Origin of the sequence: Streptomyces sp. NPDC046759 (assembly GCF_040645475.1) — a bacterium.
Taxonomy (GTDB): domain Bacteria; phylum Actinomycetota; class Actinomycetes; order Streptomycetales; family Streptomycetaceae; genus Streptomyces.
Map to the genome: position 1 here is coordinate 1 of NZ_JBEYYJ010000015.1, position 17,634 is coordinate 17,634.

Sequence of the window (17,634 nt, forward strand, 5' to 3'; positions counted from 1 at the left end):
GCTACCTCGCCGGCCTCCACCTCCGTGCCTCGATGATCTGGATCAACGACCTCCTGAAGGAAACTGGCTGATCACAACATCACACAGGCCCTAGTCCAACCGGTCCACCTGGCGCAGCCGGTTGGTCGCGTCCAGCGCCGCGACCTTGTACGACTCCGCCAGCGTCGGATAGTTGAACACCGCGTTGACCAGGTAGTCCACGGTTCCCCCGCACCCCATCACCGACTGCCCGATGTGAATCAGTTCCGTCGCGCCGGAGCCGAAGCAGTGCACTCCGAGCAGCGTGCGGTCCACGGGTGAGACCAGCAGCTTCAGCATCCCGTGCGAATCCCCGATGATCTGCCCCCGGGCCAGCTCCCGGTACCGTGCGACCCCCACCTCGAACGGCACCCGGTCCTCGGTCAGCTGGTCCTCGGTCCGCCCGACGAAGCTGATCTCCGGGATGGTGTAGATCCCGATCGGCTGGAGGCGGTGCATCCGCCCCGCCGGCTCTCCGCACGCGTGATACGCGGCCGCACGGCCCTGCTCCATCGAGGTCGCCGCGAGCGCGGGGAAGCCGATGACGTCACCCACGGCATAGATGTGCGGCACCGCGGTGCGGTAGTGCTCGTCCACCTCGATCCGGCCCCGTGCGTCCGCCGCCAGCCCGGCCTTCTCCAGGTCGAGCTCGTCGGTGAGGCCCTGCCGGCCCGCCGAGTACATCACCGTGTCCGCGGGGATCTTCTTGCCGCTCTCCAGCACCGTGAGGGTGCCCCGCGGATGGCGTTCGACGGCGGCCACGGTCTCGCCGAACCGGAAGGTGACGGCCAGGTCGCGCAGGTGGTACTTGAGCGACTCCACGATCTCGACGTCACACAGGTCCAGCATTCCTGGCCGCTTCTCCACCACGGTCACCTTGCTGCCGAGCGCGGCGAACATGGAGGCGTACTCCATGCCGATGACGCCCGCGCCGACGATCACCATGGACCGCGGCACCCGCTCCAGCGAGAGCACGTTGTCGGAGTCCATGATCGTCCGGCCGTCGAACTCGACCGTCTCCGGGCGGGCCGGCCGGGTGCCGGTGGCGATGACGACGTGCCCGGCACTCAGCCGCCGTTCCCGTCCGGACGGCTCGGACAGCGCGACGGTGTGCGGATCGGCGAAGCGGGCCGTGCCGGAGTGGACGGTCACGTGGTTGCGGGAGAGCTGACTGCGGACGACGTCCACCTCCCGGGTGACCACGTGCCGGGTGCGCGCGGTTAGATCGGCGACGGTGATGTCCTCCTTCACCCGGTAACTCTGTCCGTACAGGTCGCGCTGCGTGAGACCGGTCAGGTACAGCACCGCCTCGCGCAGGGTCTTGGAGGGAATGGTTCCGGTGTGCAGGGAGACCCCGCCGAGCATGTCGGGGCGGTCGACGACGGCGACCCGGCGGCCGAGCTTGGCCGCGGCGATGGCGGCCTTCTGACCGCCGGGTCCGGATCCGATGACGAGCATGTCGAAGTCGAAGTCGGGCACCCTGCGGAGTCTGTCAGCCCCGCCGCCCGCTCCGGAAGGGATCGCCGCCGCGGAAATCCCCCGATCCGCGCAGGAGTTGCCCCGGCTCCCGCAGTCCTCGCCGCGTCCGCGTCACGGGAGGACAATGACGGCATGGGCCAGCGACCCGGCGACGTGAGCGCCCCCGCCCGGCTGGCCGGTCCCGGCGAGGGCATCGGCGCCGACGAGCTCGCGCTCGCCGCCCGCAACCACGGTCTGCCCCTGGAGGCGTTGCGGCACGACCTCACGCCGCCCGGACTCCACTACGTCCTCACGCACTACGACATCCCGTACGTGCCGCGCGCCGGATCCTGGCGGCTGAGCGTCGACGGACAGGTACGCACTCCGCTCGACCTGTCCCTCGCCGACCTGCTGTCGTTCCCGCAGGTCACCACCCGCGTGACCGTGGAGTGCGCGGGCAACGGCCGGGCCCTGCTCACTCCGCGGCCGATCAGCCAGCCCTGGCTGGTGGAGGCGGTCGGCACCGCGGAGTGGACCGGCGTGCCGCTGCGGCTGCTGCTCGCCGAGGCGGGCGCCGACCCGGCGGCCGCGGACGTCGTCTTCACCGGCGCCGACCACGGGGTCGAGCGCGGCGTCGAGCAGGACTACCAGCGCGCGCTCCCACCGGCGGTGGCCGCGGGCGACGATCCCGAGGTGCTGGTCGCCACCGCCATGAACGGCGCCCCGCTGCTCCCGCAGCACGGCAGGCCGCTCAGGCTGATCGTGCCCGGCTGGTACGGCATGGCGCACGTCAAGTGGCTGCGCTCGGTGACGGTGAGCGACGTACCGTTCAAGGGCTTCCAGCAGTCGGTCGCCTACCGGATCCGGCGCACCGCCGGCGAGGAGGGCGAGCCGGTGACCCGGATCGCGCCGCGCGCTCTGCTGGTGCCGCCGGGGTTTCCGGACTTCATGTCCCGCACCCGGGTGCTGCGGCCGGGCCCCGTGGAGCTCTTCGGTCGCGCCTGGTCCGGGCAGGCGGCCGTGTCCCGCGTGGACGTCAGCACGGACGGCGGCGGGAGCTGGGAGCCGGCTGTTCTCGACCCGGCCGTGGCCGGGCAGCGGTGGGCGTGGCGGGCCTGGCACCACACCTGGAGCGCGACTCCGGGTGAGCACGCGGTCGGCGCACGGGCGAGCGACATCGACGGGCATGTCCAACCGGTCGACCAGCGCTGGAACCGGGGTGGCTTCGCCAACAACGCGGTGCGCTTCGTGCGGGTGGTGTGTGTGGCCGGCGCCTTTTCGCCGTAGGCGACTGCCGGTACGGCGGGGCGCGGGTGGTGCGTGGCCGGCCGCGCGGTTCCCCGCGCCCCTTCCCGTCGGCTCGGTGCCCCCCGTTGGCCTGCGAGCCCGAGCCCGTGTCTTCCCCGGACCGCCCTACGGCAGCAGCCTCTCGACGGCCGTCGGGCCCTCCTTCTCCAGCTTGCGCCGGGCCCAGGCGAGATTCTTCGGGTTGACGTCCCTGCCCGCCGCCATCACCAGGTCCTCCGGGGTGACGTCCCGGGAGGGAGCGGAGTGGAGCAGGGCGTCCGGGGTGCAGTGGTCGTCTGAAGAACGGGACTCGTCGGGTGTGGTTGTCGACATGATGCCTCCTCCTCGGTCCGGATGACCGCATCCGTGCCGGTGCCGCCGAACGGGGCACACTCTCACCATTCCCCGCAGCGCCTTCCCACGCCACCGGAGAGCACTCGCTCCTAAGCTGGAAAACATCTCGCACCGCTCACCGGGAGGCCGCAGATGGCCGAGACCCCGTTTCCCGAGGACTTCCGCACCAGCCCCCGCTATATCCCGATCGCCGAGCACGGACTGATCGGAGATCTGCGCAGTGTGGCCCTGGTCGGCACGAACGCCACCATCGACTGGTACTGCTGTCCGTCCTTCGACGCTCCCAGCGTCTTCGCGGCCATCCTCGACGCCGAGCGCGGAGGCTGCTTCGAGCTGGCCGCCTCCGTACCCGCGCGCACCAAGCAGTTCTACTTCCCCGACACCAACGTACTGATCACCCGGTTCTTCACCGAGGACGGCGTGGGCGAGGTGCAGGACTTCATGCCGGTGACCTCGGACGGCGCGGGCGATGCGGGCCGGCACCGGCTGATCCGCCGCGTGGTCTGCGTCCGCGGCACCGTCCCCTTCCGGGTCCTGGTCGCCCCGCGATTCGACTACGGGGCGGTCCCGCACACCCTGCGCACCGAAAGCGGCACCGTCGTCTTCGAGTCCGCCGTGCAGTCGCTGTCGCTGACCTCCACGGTCGTCGTGGAGTGCGACGCACGGGACGTGCGCGCCGACTTCAAGCTCGGCGAGGGCGAGACGGCCGTGTTCGCCCTCGACCAGGTCGGCGACGACGTGGCCCCCCGCTGCTGCCCGCACGCCGAGGCCGAACACGAGTTCAACGCCACGGTCGCCTACTGGCGGCGCTGGCTGCACCAGTCCCGCTACCGCGGCCGCTGGCGCGAGATGGTGCACCGCTCCGCGCTCACCCTGAAACTGCTCACCTACGCTCCCACCGGCGCCATCGTCGCCGCCCCCACCACCAGCCTGCCCGAACAGCTGGGCGGCGAGCGCAACTGGGACTACCGGTACGTGTGGGTCCGGGACGCGGCCTTCGCCGTCTACGCGCTGCTGCGGCTCGGATTCGCCGGCGAGGCGGAGGCGTTCATGCGCTTCCTGACCACCCACGTCAGCCCCGGCGGCAGCGCCGACGACCGGCCACCGCTGCAGATCATGTACGGCATCGACGGCCGCACCGAGCTGCCCGAGCGGGTGCTGCCGCATCTGGAGGGCCATCTGTGCTCCGCACCGGTCCGGGTCGGCAACGCCGCCGCCGACCAGCTCCAGCTGGACATCTACGGGGCGCTGATCGATTCGATCTACCTGTACGACAAATGGGCCCAGCCGATCTCCAGCGGCCAGTGGGACGACGTGTGCGAGCTGGTCGACTGGGTGTGCGCGCACTGGGACCAGCCCGACGAGGGCGTGTGGGAGACCCGCGGCGGCCGCAGGAACTTCACCTACTCGCGGCTGATGTGCTGGGTCGCGATCGAGCGGGCGATCCGCCTCGCCAACCGGCGTGGACTTCCCGCCGACCTGCCCCGCTGGCGGCAGGCCCGCGACACGATCTACCGGCGGATCATGAACCGCGGCTGGAGTGAGCGGCGCGGCGCCTTCGTGCAGTACGACGGCGGCGACGTGCTGGACGCCTCGCTGCTGATGATGCCGCTCGCCAAGTTCGTCGCCCCCACCGATCCCAAATGGCTGGCCACTTTGGACGCCCTCACCGAGGACCTGGTGTCCGACTCCCTCGTCTACCGCTACGACCCGCAGGCCAGCCCCGACGGGCTCCGCGGCGACGAGGGCACCTTCTCCATCTGCTCCTTCTGGTACGTCGAGGCGCTGGTGCGGGCCGGCCGGCTCGACGAGGCCCGGCTGGCCTTCGAGAAGATGCTCACCTACGCCAACCACCTCGGTCTCTACGCGGAGGAGATCGGCCGCACGGGCGAGCAACAGGGAAACTTCCCGCAGGCGTTCACCCATCTGTCCCTGATCAGCGCCGCGTTCAACCTCGACCGCGCCCTCGGCTGACCAAAGGGGCGGTGTGCCCGCAAGCCGCACGGGTACCCGGCAGTCTCCGCAAGGAGAACGACGCAGGGTCGACAGAAGGAGGAGACCCCGATGACCAGCACCAGCGAGACCGGTGGCGTCACCGGCACGCGCGACAAGAACTACGACCTGATCTGGTACGTCGAGGCGTGCCTGGACAACGCCCTGCGCCTGGAGACGTACATCCAGGACGCCGAACGCGAGCATGACAGCGAGCTCGTGGACCTGTTCCACAAGGCTCAGTCCGACAGCCGCAAGGGTGCCGAGATGGGGAAGCAGCTGCTGCGCTCGCGGCTGAGCGCCTGACCGCCTCCTCCGCCCAGGCGAACCGGTAACCCCGAGCGGGCCCGGCGGACGCACCCGCGCCCGGTCGCCGCACAGCCCGGTGCCCACCAGGGCCCCGGCGAACGCGGCGCACCGTGCGGCGGCGTCCCCGGGCCCGCGCTGCGGTGTGCGGGTGCGGTGTGTGCGGGGCAGCCGCAGCAGACCGCGCGGGCAGCCACCGCGCAGTCCCCGGCGCTGCCCTACGGCAGCGCCTGCTCCGCCCAGATGATCTTGCCGTCGGGGGTGTAACGGGTGCCCCAGCGTTCGGCGAGCTGCGCGACCAGGAACAGACCCCGGCCGCCCTCGTCGGTCGTCGCCGCGTACCGCAGATGCGGCGAGGTCGTGCTGCGGTCGGAGACCTCGCAGATCAGCGAGCGGTCACGGAGCAGCCGCACGCCGATCGGGCCGCGCCCGTAGCGGATGGCGTTGGTGACCAGCTCGCTCAGGACCAGCTCCGTCGTGAAGGAGAGCTCCTCCAGATCCCAGTCGGCCAGCTGCCGGGTCACCGAGGAACGCACCTGGGACACGGCCGCCGGGTCGGAGGGAACCTCCCATTCGGCGACCCGGTCGGCGCCCAGCCCCCGGGTCCGGGCGACGATCAGCGCGACGTCGTCGCTCGGCCGGGCCGGCAGCCGGCCCAGCACGGCCCGGCAGGTCTCCTCCGGCGAGGCGCCCGGCGCGTCACGCAGGGCGTCGCGCAGCAGCCCGAGTCCCACGTCGATGTCCCGCTCGCGGTCCTCCACCAGCCCGTCCGTGTACAGCACCAGCCGACTGCCCTCCGCCAGGTCCAGGTCGGCCGTCTCGAACGGCAGCCCGCCCAGGCCCAGCGGCGGCCCCGCGGGCACGTCCGGGAACTCCACCCGGCCGTCCGGGTGCACCAGCGCGGGCGGCGGATGTCCGGCCCGGGCCACGCTGCAGCGCCGCGCGGCGGGGTCGTACACCGCGTACAGACAGGTCGCGCCGGTGATCGCGGCGGAGCCGTCGGCGGCGGTCTCGTCCTGGTCGATCCGGCCCACCAACTCGTCCAGCAGCCCCAGGAGTTCGTCCGGCGGCAGATCCAGCGCGGAGAAGTTGTGCACCGCCGTGCGCAGCCGGCCCATGGTGGCCGCCGCGTGCAGTCCGTGCCCCACCACGTCCCCCACCACCAGCGCCACCCGGGCACCGGACAGCGGCAGGACGTCGAACCAGTCACCGCCCACCCCGGCCTGTGCCGGCAGATAGCGGTAGGCGATCTCCAGCGCGCTCTGCTCGGGCAGCGAGCGCGGCAGCAGACTGCGCTGGAGGGTGACCGCCATGCTGTGCTCGCGCGTGTACCGGCGGGCGTTGTCGATGGACACCGCCGCCCGCGCCACCAGCTCCTCGGCGAGCGCCAGGTCCTCGGCGTCGAACGGCTCCGGCTTCTCCGCACGCCAGAAGTTCGCCACGCCCAGCACCAGGCTGCCCGCCCGCAGCGGCACGGTGATCAGCGAGTGGATGCCGAACGCCACGACGTGGCCGGTGCGTTCCAGGTCCTGTGCGCGCCAGCCGGGCGCCTCGCGCAGCCGGGGCACCAGGACCGACTGACCGGTGGTCAGGCTGCGCGCCTGCGGCGAGGTGGCCACGAACCGGATCCGTTCACCGACCGGGTACAGCGGGGAGTCCTTGCGGACGCCGAGGCAGGCGGCGCGGCGCAGCGCGGTGCCCGGCTTGGGCTCCTCCCCGTGCAGCACCGCGTCGAACAGGTCCACGGTCGCGAAGTCCGCGAACCGGGGCACCGCCAGTTCGGCCAGTTCCTCCGCGGTCCGGCTCACGTCCAGGCTGGTGCCGATGCCCGCCCCGGCGTCGTACAGCATGTTCAGCCGCTCGCGGGCCACCTCGGCCCGGCCTGACAGGGCGCGCAGCTCGGTGGAGTCGCGCAGCGTGGTGACACTGCCGGCCGGGCCGCCGCGCAGGTCGGTGGGCCGCTGGTTGATCGCCAGCAGCCGGTCCTTGACCAGGTGCACCTCGTCCGTCGCCACCCGGCCCGAGGACAGCAGCGCCGCCGTCTCCTCGTCCAGGCCCAGCTCCAGCACGCCGCGCCCCTCGGCGTCCTCGGGCAGGTCCAGCAGCCGGTGCGCCTCGTCGTTGGCGAGCAGCAGCCGGCCGTCGCCGCCGACGATCAGGACGCCCTCCCGCACCGCGTGCAGCACCGCGTCGTGGTGCTCGTACATCCGCGTCATCTCGTACGGTCCGAGGCCGTGCGTCTGGCGCCGCAGCCGTGTGCTGACCAGGGCCGCGCCCGCGGTGGCCAGCGCGAGCGCCGCCGCCGCGGCCGCCAGCAGCAGGGGCAGTTGCTGGTCGGCGGCCCCGCCCACGTGCGCGGTGGTGATCCCGGCCGACACCAGGCCCACCACCTGGCCGGCGGCGTCCTTCACCGGCACCACGACCTGCACGAGCGGTCCTATCGTGCCGTTGACGTGCTCGACGACCGTGCCTCCGGCCAGCGCCGGGCCGATCGTGCCGACGAACTTCTTGCCGATGCGGTCGGGTTTGGGGTGCGTGTAGCGGATTCCGTCGGTGTTCATCACGACGACGAAGTCCACGCCGGTCGCCTTGCGCGTGGCCTCGGCCTTCGGCTGGAGGACGGCCGTCGGGTCCTGGGAGCGCAACGCCGCCGCCGTGCCCGGCGCGTTCGCGAACGACTGGGCGACGGCGATGGAGCGGTTCTGTGCCTCCATGTCGCTGTCGCGCCGCACCTGCAGCACCTGCGCCACCACCGCCGCGACGATCAGCAGCAGCACGATCACCAGTTGGAGCACGAACACCTGTCCGGCGACGCTGCGTCCGGTCATCGCCGACCGCAGCACCCCGGCCCTGCCGCCGTTCCCGCCCGGGCCCTGCGACCCCTGCAGCGCGCGCGGGGACCCGAACGCCCGGGGCGGCCGGGTCGCGTTCCGGCCGGACAGTCGCACCATGTGCCCATGTCTACACTGCCGGGACCGGTACGGCGAGACTGTCGCCCGCGATGACCGCCGCCGACCGGAGCGAAGCGGTCCGGTCACCGCCGGTGTACGGGGGGCGAACGGCGGGCGGCGAGCAGGAGCGCCACGTCGTCGGGGCGGTCGGCGGAGTGCCGGGCGGTGGCCGTGAGCCGGTCGGCGACCCCGGCCAGCGACCGCCCGCCCCGCCGCCCGGAGGCCGCCCCCGCCTTGGCGAGCGCCAGCCGCAGCGCCGTGATGCCGTCGTCGATGTCCGCGCCCGGCCGCTCCACCAGCCCGTCGGTGTACAGGGCCAGGATCGCGTCCGGCTCCAGCACCAACTCGGCCACGGGGTACCGGGCCTGCGGATCCACCCCGAGGACGACACCGCCCGGGACGTCCAGCAGCCGGGCCCGCCCGTCGGGGGAGCGCAGCAGCGGTGGCGGATGTCCCGCCCGGGCGATCCGGGCGCGGCCCGTGGCGGGGTCCAGCCGCAGATAGCAGCAGCTGGCGAACTGGCCGGGGTCGAGGTCGATCAGCAGATGGTTGGTGCCGCTCATCACCTCGTCGGGCGGCCGGTCGCCCAGCGCGAACGCGCGCACGGCGCTGCGTAGCTGCCCCATGGTGGCGGCCGCCTGCACCCCGTGCCCCTGCACATCACCGATGACCAGCGCGAGCCCGTCCCCCGCCTCCACCACGTCGTACCAGTCGCCGCCCACGTCCATGCCCTGCGTGCCCGGCAGATACCGGCCGGCGGTCTCCACCTGCGGGTGCGTCGACAGCCGGCGGGGCAGCAGCGCCTGCTGCAGGCCACGGGCCAGGGCCGCCTCACTGTCGTAGCGCTGCGCCCGCTCCATGGCATGGGCGATCAGCCCGGCGAGCGCGGTGAGGACCGTGCGCTCCTCGGTGCTGAAGCTCCGCGAGCGGTCGAAGCCGAGGATGCACGAACCGACCGGGCGGCCGGAGGCGATCAGCGGCAGGAAGGCGCGGGCGCCCTCGTCGGCGTCCAGCGGGATGCCCGGGTAGGCGGCCGGCAACTGCTGCATCGACTCGAAGAACAGCGGCCGGCCCGTGGTCAGGCACTCCACACCCGGCAGCCGCGCATCGAGGCCCACTCCCTCGAAACGGGCGAGGAACCCCTGGGGAAAGCCGCTCTCCCAGGCGAGATACAGATGCCGCTCCTGGAGCAGGTAGATGGCGAGGCACCGGCCGCCGAACGCGGGCAGCAGTTCCCGCACGACCACGGCCGACACCTGCCGTGCGGTCACCGCGTCCGTCAGCGCGATGGCCAGGGCGATCGGGCGGTACACCGGGGCCATCGCGTGGCCGGCCGACACCGTGTCCTCCGGGACGTGCTCCTCGGGGGCCGGCTCGACAGGCGTGTCCATGTGGCTGGCCGGGACCAACGTGCAGGTCAGCAGCTCCTCGCCGGGATGCACCGAGACGGCGAGCCAGTCGCCCGCGCCGGGATCGCCGGGCGGCCGTCGCACATGGAAGTGCACCGGGTCCGGGTACAGCAGGGCACCGCGCAGATGGTCGTCGTACGGCGGACCGGTCAGCCACGGCAGCGCCTCCCACAGCGGCCGGCCGAGCAGTCGTTCCCGGTCCAGGCCGGCGAGCCGGGCCGCCGCCGCGTTGGCGTACACGATCAGCCCGAGCCGGTCCAGGCACAGCACCCCCTGCGGCAACGGGTCGGCCACGCCCTCCGCGCAGGTGGCGGGGCCCGGGGCGACCACCACCCCGCCGATCTGGTCCGCGGCCCCCGCGCCCGCGGGCGGCCAGAGGTCCAGCAGCCACGGTGTGCCGTCCCGCGCCCGCAGGACAAGCGGCGCGGCGGGCGGCTTCCCGGCCGCGGTGTCGCGCAGCGCGGCGAGGATCAGGTGTGCCTCCTGCGGGGCCAGCGCCTGCGCCAGCGCCATGTCCGTGCCCTCGAAGTCGCCCACGCAGAGCCCGAGAAGGCCGTACAGCCGGTCGTCCGCGCGCACCGCGAAGGTCACCGGGTCCCAGTCGAACCGCGCGACGACCGCCTGCGCCGGCCGGCTCGCCGGTGGCCGTACACACAGCGGCTCGTCGTCCCAGACGACCAGGCTCGGGTCGCCGTCGGCGAGTCCGAGCAGCTCGGCGCCCAGCCCCTCGGCCAGGCGGGAGAGCAGCTCCCGGTCCAGCGGCTCGTCAGCGGCGTCCGCCCCCACCGGGCCCAGCACCGAGAGCACTCCCAGCGGTTCACCGCAGCCCGGCACCGGCACGTGCACCGATCCCAGCGGGAAGGGCAGGCTCGCCGCGAACTGAGGGTACCGGCGCACCGCCTCGGCGGGATTCGCCAGCACCACGGGCACGCCGAGGCGGTAGGCGTCGACGACCGGGAAGGGACGGCCGATGTACAGCCGCCACCAGGGCCTGAACAGTGCACCGGGCAGCCCCACGAGCGCCGCGAGGTGCAGCTGGCCCGGGGTGCCGGAGCGCAGATACACGGCCGCCACCCGGCCGCCGGCCGCGCCCAGCGCACCGGTCGAGGTGGCGGCCAGCAGCGCGGCGAGCCGGGCCCGCATACGGGCCGTCGGCTCGCCACCGTTCCCAGCCATCGCCTCTACCTCGTCCCGTGCGCCTACGGGTGGATGACACAGCAAGAATGCGCCAGAAGGCCGGTGCGACGCACCTGGGAGGAGGGGACGAACCGGTGCACGGCCCGGGCCGGGGACCGGGGGAGCGCCGGGGGCCGGGGAGAGCGGTGCACCGCGCGGGAGTCACGCCACTGCCCCACCCCGTGGCCGGCCCGGTGGCGGGCGCACCGGCAGGCTGCAGGGGGCCGTTCAGGGCTCGTTCGGACCGGGTGGCAGCGGGCGGTCGGCGCGCAGGCTGCGCAGGGCGAGCAGCAGGACGGCGATGTCGTCCAGGTAGACGGGGTCGGGCAGCAGGTCGGTGGGGAGCAGCAGATAGGCGACCGCGCCCCAGAACACCCAGCGCGGACCCGCCGGCAGCCCCGCCCGCAGCAGCATGCGCCGGGCGCGCACCAGCCGCACCAGCAGTCCGAGGGCGACGGCGAGCAGCACGGCCGCGACGACGGCGCCGATCACCAGCAAGGTGGTGGAATCCATCCGTCCTCCTTCCGGGCTCGATGGAACGGATACCCCGGCTTCCGGGTTCCGCCCACGGCCGCGGTGGAGGTTTCCGGCCGGCCCGCGCCGTGCTACGACGACCGGTCCGCGCCCTCCACGGCCTCAGCACCGCCGTGCCGTGCACCGGGCTCGGCCACCCCGGGCACGTCCGGTCCGCCGTCCGCCGTGGCCTCCGCCGGGTCCGGTGCGGTGGGCGGCTGCTGCCGCTGGCCCCAGGCCGGGAACTTCAGCCGCTCGAACGTCCGGGTCAGCTGCTGCAGCGCACCCGGCGTCCGGAACGCGGGCCGCTGCTCCGGCAGGGCGGGCGCGGGGACGTCACGGTAGGCGGCGAGGGCCTCCAGGGCCTGTTCGGCGGCCTCCTTGTACAGGTCCCGGGACTTGGTCATCGCCTCCAGCGCCTCGGCGTACCGGGCGACCAGCAGCCGCTCGCGCTCCAGCTCCTCCTGGAGCGTCATCAGGGTCCAGTTCTCCCGCAGGCCGGTCAGCACCTCCTGGAGGCCCCGCGGCAGCGGCCGGGGCAGGGCGACGAAGTGCCGCAGGGCCGCCACCAGTTCGGCCGGTTCGGAACCGTCCAGGAAGACGCTGCGGACGCTGTGCTCGCGGCCGTCGTAGCCCTCCGGAGCCGGGTCCGGAGGCAGCAGCACCGCGCCGCCGCGGGGCACCTCGACACCGAGGTCCTTGAGTGCCCAGTTGACGGCACGGAACTGGTGCGGCGCGGCCCGGTGCTCCACCACCCGGTGCCTGAGGCCCGGCGGCAGCAGCCGGGCCAGCGGCAGCCGGCCCTTCTCGTCCGGGGTCATCGCCTCGTGCACGACGACATTGACGCACCACGCCTCGCGTGCCGCGTCCCGCAGCCTGCGCCGCATCTCCTTGTCGTCCGAGGGAAGCGTGTTGACCTGCCGGAACCGCAGCCCGGAGACCGTCGCGTGATGGTCCCAGGAGCCGTCCTCGCCGACCCCGCCCTCGGGCCAGAACAGCGTCGCCGGCGAGGGCCAGGCCTCGTCCCAGGGGCGCTCGGCCTCCGCGGCGAGCCGCCACTCGTGCCCCTGCAGCCGGCCCTCGACCGCCACGAGGACGAGCCGGGCCCGCACGATCACCGTGCCGGCGGCCCGCCAGCGCGCCTCGAACACCCGGCCGACCGAGTCGTCCGGCACGGAGGGCTCGGCGAAGTCGTCGATGTCGCCGCTCTCCTTGTGACGGCGCAGGGTGCGGCGGACGGCCTCCTCGGGGTCGGGACCGGTGTGACGGCCGTGGGCCGCCCAGAGGGTCTGCGGGATGGTGGCGCGGTCGGTGGCGGAGTTCGACATGAGCCAATCTGCTGATGGGGGCAGGTGTGCCTCCCAGTATCACCGCTCGGCCGGGCGTCATGTCGTCCGGGGCCGTGAGGCGGCGCGCCGCGGTGGCCTTGCGGCCCCGCCCACGGGGTGCGTGCCGTGCACCCGGGGCGCGTGGGAGATGCGTCGGACGGCCCTCGTTCACACGTGGTCGTGTCCCCGTACGGCCCCCACAATGGTCCGGCGAACGGGGTCCGCCCAACCATCCGCTTCGGGGCGGATCCCGTTCCGGTGGCCGGGGCGCGCGTTCACACGCACAGGTGATGGGCACCCACGCGCGTGCCACACCGGCGTGCACCACCGACGGGTGAACGTCCCCCGGCCGTCCCCGGAACAGGACGAGGGGCCGACGCCCGGGCGCCGGCCCCTCGCTGTCCCTGCGGAACCGGGCTTACGCCCCGCTCTCCCGGAGCATGTCCTCGCGCTCGACGATCTTCACGCGCTCGCGGCCCTGCGGCTCGCCCAGGGCGCGCTCGGCGGCGTCGAGCCGGTACCAGCCCTCCCAGGTGGTGAAACGGATCTCGCGCTCGGTGAGGAAGGCGTCCACGGCTTCCGGGTCGGGCGAGGCAGGGGTGTGCAGCCGGCCGCTCACGTAGTCGTCCAGCAGATTGGCGACGGTCTCGTTGGCGTCGCCCTTGGTGTGGCCGATCAGACCGACGGGGCCGCGCCGGATCCAGCCGGTGACGTAGGTGGACTGCAGGTGGGTGCCGCCCTGCTCGACGACCCGGCCGCCCTCGTCCGGGACGGTGCCCGACTCGATGTCCCAGGGCAGCTTGGGCAGCTTCTCGGAGAGGTAGCCGACCGCGCGGTAGACCGCCGTGACGTCCCAGTCCTTGAACTCGCCGGTGCCCTTGACGTTGCCGGTGCCGTCGAGGGCGGTGCGCTCGGTGCGCAGGCCGACGACCTTGCCGTCCTCGCCGAGGACCTCCGCGGGGGACTCGAAGAAGTGCAGGAACAGCTTGTGCGGCCGCTCGCCGACGTCGCGGATCGCCCAGTTCTCCAGCGTCTTGGCGACCATGTCGGCCTGCTTGTTGCCGCGCCGGGTCTCGATCGAGCCCGCGTCGTAGTCGATGTCCTCGGGGTCGACGACGACCTCGATGTTCGGCGAGTGGTCCAGCTCGCGCAGTTCCATCGGACTGAACTTCGCCTGGGCGGGCCCGCGCCGGCCGAAGACGTGGATCTCCACGGCCTTGTTGGCCTTCAGACCGTCGTAGACGTTCGGCGGGATCTCGGTCGGCAGCAGCTCGTCCGCGGTCTTCGCGAGGATCCGGGCCACGTCGAGGGCGACGTTGCCGACGCCGAGCACGGCGACCTTCTCCGCCTCCAGCGGCCAGGTGCGCGGCACGTCCGGGTGGCCGTCGTACCAGGAGACGAAGTCGGCGGCACCGTAGGAGCCGTCCAGGTCGATGCCGGGTATCGACAGCTCCCGGTCGGCCATCGCGCCGGTGGAGAAGACGACCGCGTCGTAGAAGGCGCGCAGGTCGTCCAGGCTGACGTCGTTCGGGTAGTCGACGTTGCCGAACAGGCGGACCTGCGGCTTGTCGAGGACCTGGTGCAGGGCGGTGATGATGCCCTTGATGCGCGGGTGGTCCGGGGCGACGCCGTAGCGGATCAGGCCGAACGGGGCGGGCATCCGCTCGAAGAGGTCGACGGAGACGCCGGGTTCGGCGGCCACCTCGGACTTGAGCAGGGCGTCGGCTGCGTAGATCCCGGCGGGGCCGGCTCCGACGATGGCTACCCGCAGGGGGCGCGGCATGATCAGGTTCCCTTCGAGCGTGAACGGGCGACTCGATCAGGAAGCCTAAACTAAGGCAGACCTAAGTTGGTACGCGGGTCCGGTCTATGACCTCATAAGGGGATCTTATGACTTCCCCAGCGGCCCCTTATGGCCGGGGGCTTTGCATGGCCACGGGGTTCCCCCGGAGCGCCCGGCGCCCCACCCTGTCCCCGGGCGGAGGAGGGACGGGTGGACGTGGTGGACGGCGCCGGGACGGTCGTGGCGGTGACGGGCGGCAGCGGGTTCGTCGGCAGCCACCTGGTACGACGTCTGCTGGAGCGGGACCATCGGGTCCACGCCACCGTACGGCACCGGTCCGACGCGGCGAAGGTGCGGCCGCTGTGGGAGCTGCGGGAGACGTTTCCGTCGAGAACAATCCCTACCACTACGCCAAGACACTGGCGGAGCGAGCCGCGTGGGAGGCCGCCGGGGCCCAGGACCGCTGGCGCATGGTGGCGGTCAACCCCGGGCTGATCCTCGGACCGTCGTTCACGCCCGCTTCGAGCTCCGGCAGCCTCTTCCTGCTCGACGAACTCTTCCGGGGCTATTTCTGCTACGGAGCCCCCGACTTCAGCTTCACCACGGCGGACGTCCGGGACGTGGCCGACGCGCACATCGCCGCCGCCGGGAACCCGGCGGCGGCCGGGCGGTACATCGTGGCCGCCGAGACCATGACCTCGTTCCACGAGATGGCCCACATCATCCTCGACCGCCACCCCCGCGACCTCCGGCTGCCGCGCACCAGGCTCCCGCACTGGCCGGTCCGCGTCCTCGGACCGTCCTTCGGCCTCACCCAGGACTACATCCGCAAACACCTCGGCATCCGCTTCCGTGTCGACAACAGCCGCAGCATCGACGAACTGGGCCTCACCTACCGCCCGTCGGCGCAGACCCTGCTCGACCACTACGAGAGCCGGCGCCCGCACCGGCGCCGCGGCTGAACCGACCCGTGGACACCTGTCAGGCGGGCCGTACGATCCGGTGGATCGCCGACTCCCCGGCGCCGTAGATCGACTCCTCGCGGATCGACGAGCCCGGGCCCGGCGCGTGCACCATCATGCCGCCGCCCACATGAAGGCCCACGTGCCTGTCGTCGTCGAAGAAGAGGACCAGGTCACCTGGTTCGAGCCCGGCGAGGGTGACCGGGGCCCCGGCCAGCGCCTGCTCGTGCGCGGGCCGCGGCAGCGTGACCCCGGCGGCCCTCCAGGCGGCCTGGGTCAAGCTGGAGCAGTCGTACGAGTCCGGCCCGGTCGCACCCCACACACACGGCTTGCCGATCTGCGCCCGGGCGAACGCGATGGCCCTGGCGGCCCGCCCGGCCCCGGGCGACTCGGAGAGCGGGGTGAGGGAACCGGTGTCCACCGCTGAGGCCATGGTGTGGGGCGCGGTGCCGGCACCGGGCGGCGCCACGGCCGCCGGGAGTGCCGCCGTAGGTGTCACCCCCTGCGGATCCTGCCATGGGGCGGTCGCGGACCCGGCCCCCGGCTGGACGGGTGCCGGAGCCGCGGCCATGAGCGGTGGCGGGGGTGCCTCCGTGAGAGGCGGGGGTGGTGCCGTGGGAGGAGCGGTCGGTGCGGCCGTACCGGGCGCGGACGGCACGGGTACGGCAGGCGGAGGCTGTGGGGGTGCCAGGGGCGCGGGCTGTGCGGCCGCGAGGTAGGCGGGCGGTACGGGTGTGACCGGCGATGGCTGCGGGGGCGCGGCGGGTGTGGGCGGTGCGGCTGTGAACGACTGGGGTGCCGTGGCCGCGAGGTAGGCGGGCGGTACGGAGGTCACCAGCGATGACGGTGGGGGCGTGCCGGGCGTGGACGGTTCACCCGGGAACGACGCGGGCGGCATGGCCGCGACGGACGTGGGCGGCGCGCTCGTGACGGACGTGGGCGGGAGCGCCGCGGCGGACGTGGCGAGCTGGGCGGTGTACCGGGAGAGCACATCGCTCGCGGCGGCCAGCTTGCGCTGGCTGGCCGCCTTGCATGCGGCGGGGGAGGGGCGGCCCGGCGCGCCGGTGCCGCGGAGCGTCCTCGCTTCCTGGAGCGGGGCGGCCTGGACGGCGGCCGGCGCGGTCACCGGGAGCGCGGCGGTCTCGACGGGGCCCGGGACGGCCGGCGGCACCGTACCCAGGCCGGTCGGAGCGACCGGTCCGAGTTCGGCCGGTCCCAGCGGCACCGGTCCGGCACTTTCCCAGGGTGCCGGTTCGGGCGGTCCCAGCGGCACCGGTCCGGTCGCCACGTCGCGCGTCCCGGGTGCCATCAGCGCTGCCGGTCCGGTCGCCACGTCGCGCGTCCCGGGTGCCATCAGTGCTGCCGGGCCGGGTGCCGTCTGGTCCGCGGTGCGGACGTCGCCGCTTCCCACTCCGCCCAGCCAGGACAACTGCTCCCCGCCGACCGGGAGTTCGGGTCGCCGCGGGCCGGGCAGTGCCGCCCGTCCGGTCTCCCGTGCGACCGGGGCTGCGCTCACCGGGTACGGCGCCGGGCCCGCCGTCAGCTCGGCCACCGCGCGGTCGGCCGCCCGCTCCAGGGGCTCGGCGGGCCTCGCGGAGGGGCCGGACTCGAGCGCGGCCGGGGCCGGCCTTCCCGGGAGTCCCGCGCCGGGCCGGCCCTGGGAGCGCCGCGCAGCCGGCGGGCCGTCGGCGAGCCGGTCGGCGGGCAGGACGGCGGGAACGGAGGGGCCCAGCTTGGCGCGTGCCGCGTCGAACCACGGCCGGGCGACCTCGTCGAGAGCGGGATCCGGCCGCCGGCCCGGCCGCTTGGCGAGCGGGACGCCCCGCGAGCGCGTCACCAAGGCCATGGCGCGGGTCGCGTTGTAGTTGCCCGTCGCGTTCTCGGCCTGGTCGTAGAGGGAGTTGATCCGCTGCCGGACCTCGTCCCGCTGCGGAACCTCGTCGCGGCTCTCCGGCGCCATGGAAGACGTGCTCCTTCCTTGCCCAGCAGGGCAGTTGGGCCGTTGCGTCCGGACCATCGAGTACCGGGCGGCCTCGCGTCAACCTAGCCAACGTGTGTACCTCGTGTGAAGGTTGAGGCCTGGAATGTCCGATACGT

General features: G+C 73.5%; 11 protein-coding genes and 2 pseudogenes. 5 read left to right on the forward strand and 8 right to left on the reverse strand.

What is annotated here, in order from left to right:
* Positions 1 to 90: 90 nt before the first annotated feature.
* On the reverse strand, positions 91 to 1,497 hold the full coding sequence (sthA, locus tag ABZ919_RS20875; RefSeq protein WP_361249770.1) for a Si-specific NAD(P)(+) transhydrogenase: 1,407 nt from the start codon (positions 1,495 to 1,497) through the stop codon (positions 91 to 93).
* Between the two features lie 132 nt (positions 1,498 to 1,629).
* Between sthA and ABZ919_RS20880 the strand changes: the two genes are divergently transcribed.
* Positions 1,630 to 2,763, forward strand: a complete 1,134-nt coding sequence (locus ABZ919_RS20880; protein WP_361249773.1) for a molybdopterin-dependent oxidoreductase — start codon at positions 1,630 to 1,632, stop codon at positions 2,761 to 2,763.
* Positions 2,764 to 2,889: 126 nt separating this feature from the next.
* On the opposite strand, the gene ABZ919_RS20885 is transcribed toward ABZ919_RS20880, so the two are convergent.
* On the reverse strand, positions 2,890 to 3,096 hold the full coding sequence (locus ABZ919_RS20885) for a hypothetical protein (RefSeq protein WP_361249776.1): 207 nt from the start codon (positions 3,094 to 3,096) through the stop codon (positions 2,890 to 2,892).
* 153 nt (positions 3,097 to 3,249) lie between these two features.
* Between ABZ919_RS20885 and ABZ919_RS20890 the strand changes: the two genes are divergently transcribed.
* Together ABZ919_RS20890 and ABZ919_RS20895 are read left to right on the forward strand one after the other, a co-directional pair.
* The gene (locus tag ABZ919_RS20890) at positions 3,250 to 5,091 is read left to right on the forward strand and encodes a glycoside hydrolase family 15 protein (RefSeq protein ID WP_361249778.1); all 1,842 of its coding nucleotides are present in this window, start codon (positions 3,250 to 3,252) and stop codon (positions 5,089 to 5,091) included.
* Between the two features lie 90 nt (positions 5,092 to 5,181).
* Entirely contained in the window at positions 5,182 to 5,415 is a 234-nt protein-coding gene (locus tag ABZ919_RS20895) for a hypothetical protein (protein WP_361249781.1), read from the forward strand.
* 218 nt (positions 5,416 to 5,633) lie between these two features.
* On the opposite strand, the gene ABZ919_RS20900 is transcribed toward ABZ919_RS20895, so the two are convergent.
* The 5 genes from ABZ919_RS20900 to ABZ919_RS20920 all read right to left on the reverse strand — a co-directional run bounded on the left by ABZ919_RS20900 (position 5,634) and on the right by ABZ919_RS20920 (position 14,575).
* On the reverse strand, positions 5,634 to 8,366 hold the full coding sequence (locus tag ABZ919_RS20900; protein ID WP_361249783.1) for a SpoIIE family protein phosphatase: 2,733 nt from the start codon (positions 8,364 to 8,366) through the stop codon (positions 5,634 to 5,636).
* Between the two features lie 83 nt (positions 8,367 to 8,449).
* Positions 8,450 to 10,951, reverse strand: a complete 2,502-nt coding sequence (locus ABZ919_RS20905; RefSeq protein WP_361249786.1) for a SpoIIE family protein phosphatase — start codon at positions 10,949 to 10,951, stop codon at positions 8,450 to 8,452.
* A gap of 228 nt (positions 10,952 to 11,179) precedes the next feature.
* The gene (locus tag ABZ919_RS20910) at positions 11,180 to 11,464 is read right to left on the reverse strand and encodes a DUF1232 domain-containing protein (protein ID WP_361249789.1); all 285 of its coding nucleotides are present in this window, start codon (positions 11,462 to 11,464) and stop codon (positions 11,180 to 11,182) included.
* A gap of 92 nt (positions 11,465 to 11,556) precedes the next feature.
* Entirely contained in the window at positions 11,557 to 12,792 is a 1,236-nt protein-coding gene (locus tag ABZ919_RS20915) for a hypothetical protein (RefSeq protein ID WP_361249791.1), read from the reverse strand.
* Between the two features lie 418 nt (positions 12,793 to 13,210).
* On the reverse strand, positions 13,211 to 14,575 hold the full coding sequence (locus tag ABZ919_RS20920) for an FAD-dependent oxidoreductase (RefSeq protein ID WP_361249794.1): 1,365 nt from the start codon (positions 14,573 to 14,575) through the stop codon (positions 13,211 to 13,213).
* A 129-nt stretch (positions 14,576 to 14,704) separates the two neighbouring features.
* On the opposite strand from ABZ919_RS20920, the pseudogene ABZ919_RS20925 reads away from it, so the two are divergent.
* A pseudogene (locus ABZ919_RS20925) lies at positions 14,705 to 14,878 on the forward strand (NAD-dependent epimerase/dehydratase family protein); the annotation flags it as partial.
* Positions 14,879 to 14,937: 59 nt separating this feature from the next.
* The gene (locus ABZ919_RS20930) at positions 14,938 to 15,537 is read left to right on the forward strand and encodes a hypothetical protein (RefSeq protein WP_361250174.1); all 600 of its coding nucleotides are present in this window, start codon (positions 14,938 to 14,940) and stop codon (positions 15,535 to 15,537) included.
* A 19-nt stretch (positions 15,538 to 15,556) separates the two neighbouring features.
* Here the strand turns inward: ABZ919_RS20930 and ABZ919_RS20935 are convergent.
* A pseudogene (locus tag ABZ919_RS20935) lies at positions 15,557 to 15,916 on the reverse strand (C40 family peptidase); the annotation flags it as partial.
* Positions 15,917 to 17,634: the final 1,718 nt, after the last annotated feature.

Coding starts and splice junctions, on each gene's coding strand:
- ABZ919_RS20880 (WP_361249773.1), top strand. CDS start 1,630: ATGGGCCAGCGACCCGGCGACGTGAGCGCCCCCGCCCGGCTGGCCGGT.
- ABZ919_RS20885 (WP_361249776.1), bottom strand. CDS start 3,096: ATGTCGACAACCACACCCGACGAGTCCCGTTCTTCAGACGACCACTGC.
- ABZ919_RS20890 (WP_361249778.1), top strand. CDS start 3,250: ATGGCCGAGACCCCGTTTCCCGAGGACTTCCGCACCAGCCCCCGCTAT.
- ABZ919_RS20895 (WP_361249781.1), top strand. CDS start 5,182: ATGACCAGCACCAGCGAGACCGGTGGCGTCACCGGCACGCGCGACAAG.
- ABZ919_RS20900 (WP_361249783.1), bottom strand. CDS start 8,366: ATGGTGCGACTGTCCGGCCGGAACGCGACCCGGCCGCCCCGGGCGTTC.
- ABZ919_RS20905 (WP_361249786.1), bottom strand. CDS start 10,951: ATGGCTGGGAACGGTGGCGAGCCGACGGCCCGTATGCGGGCCCGGCTC.
- ABZ919_RS20910 (WP_361249789.1), bottom strand. CDS start 11,464: ATGGATTCCACCACCTTGCTGGTGATCGGCGCCGTCGTCGCGGCCGTG.
- ABZ919_RS20915 (WP_361249791.1), bottom strand. CDS start 12,792: ATGTCGAACTCCGCCACCGACCGCGCCACCATCCCGCAGACCCTCTGG.
- ABZ919_RS20920 (WP_361249794.1), bottom strand. CDS start 14,575: ATGCCGCGCCCCCTGCGGGTAGCCATCGTCGGAGCCGGCCCCGCCGGG.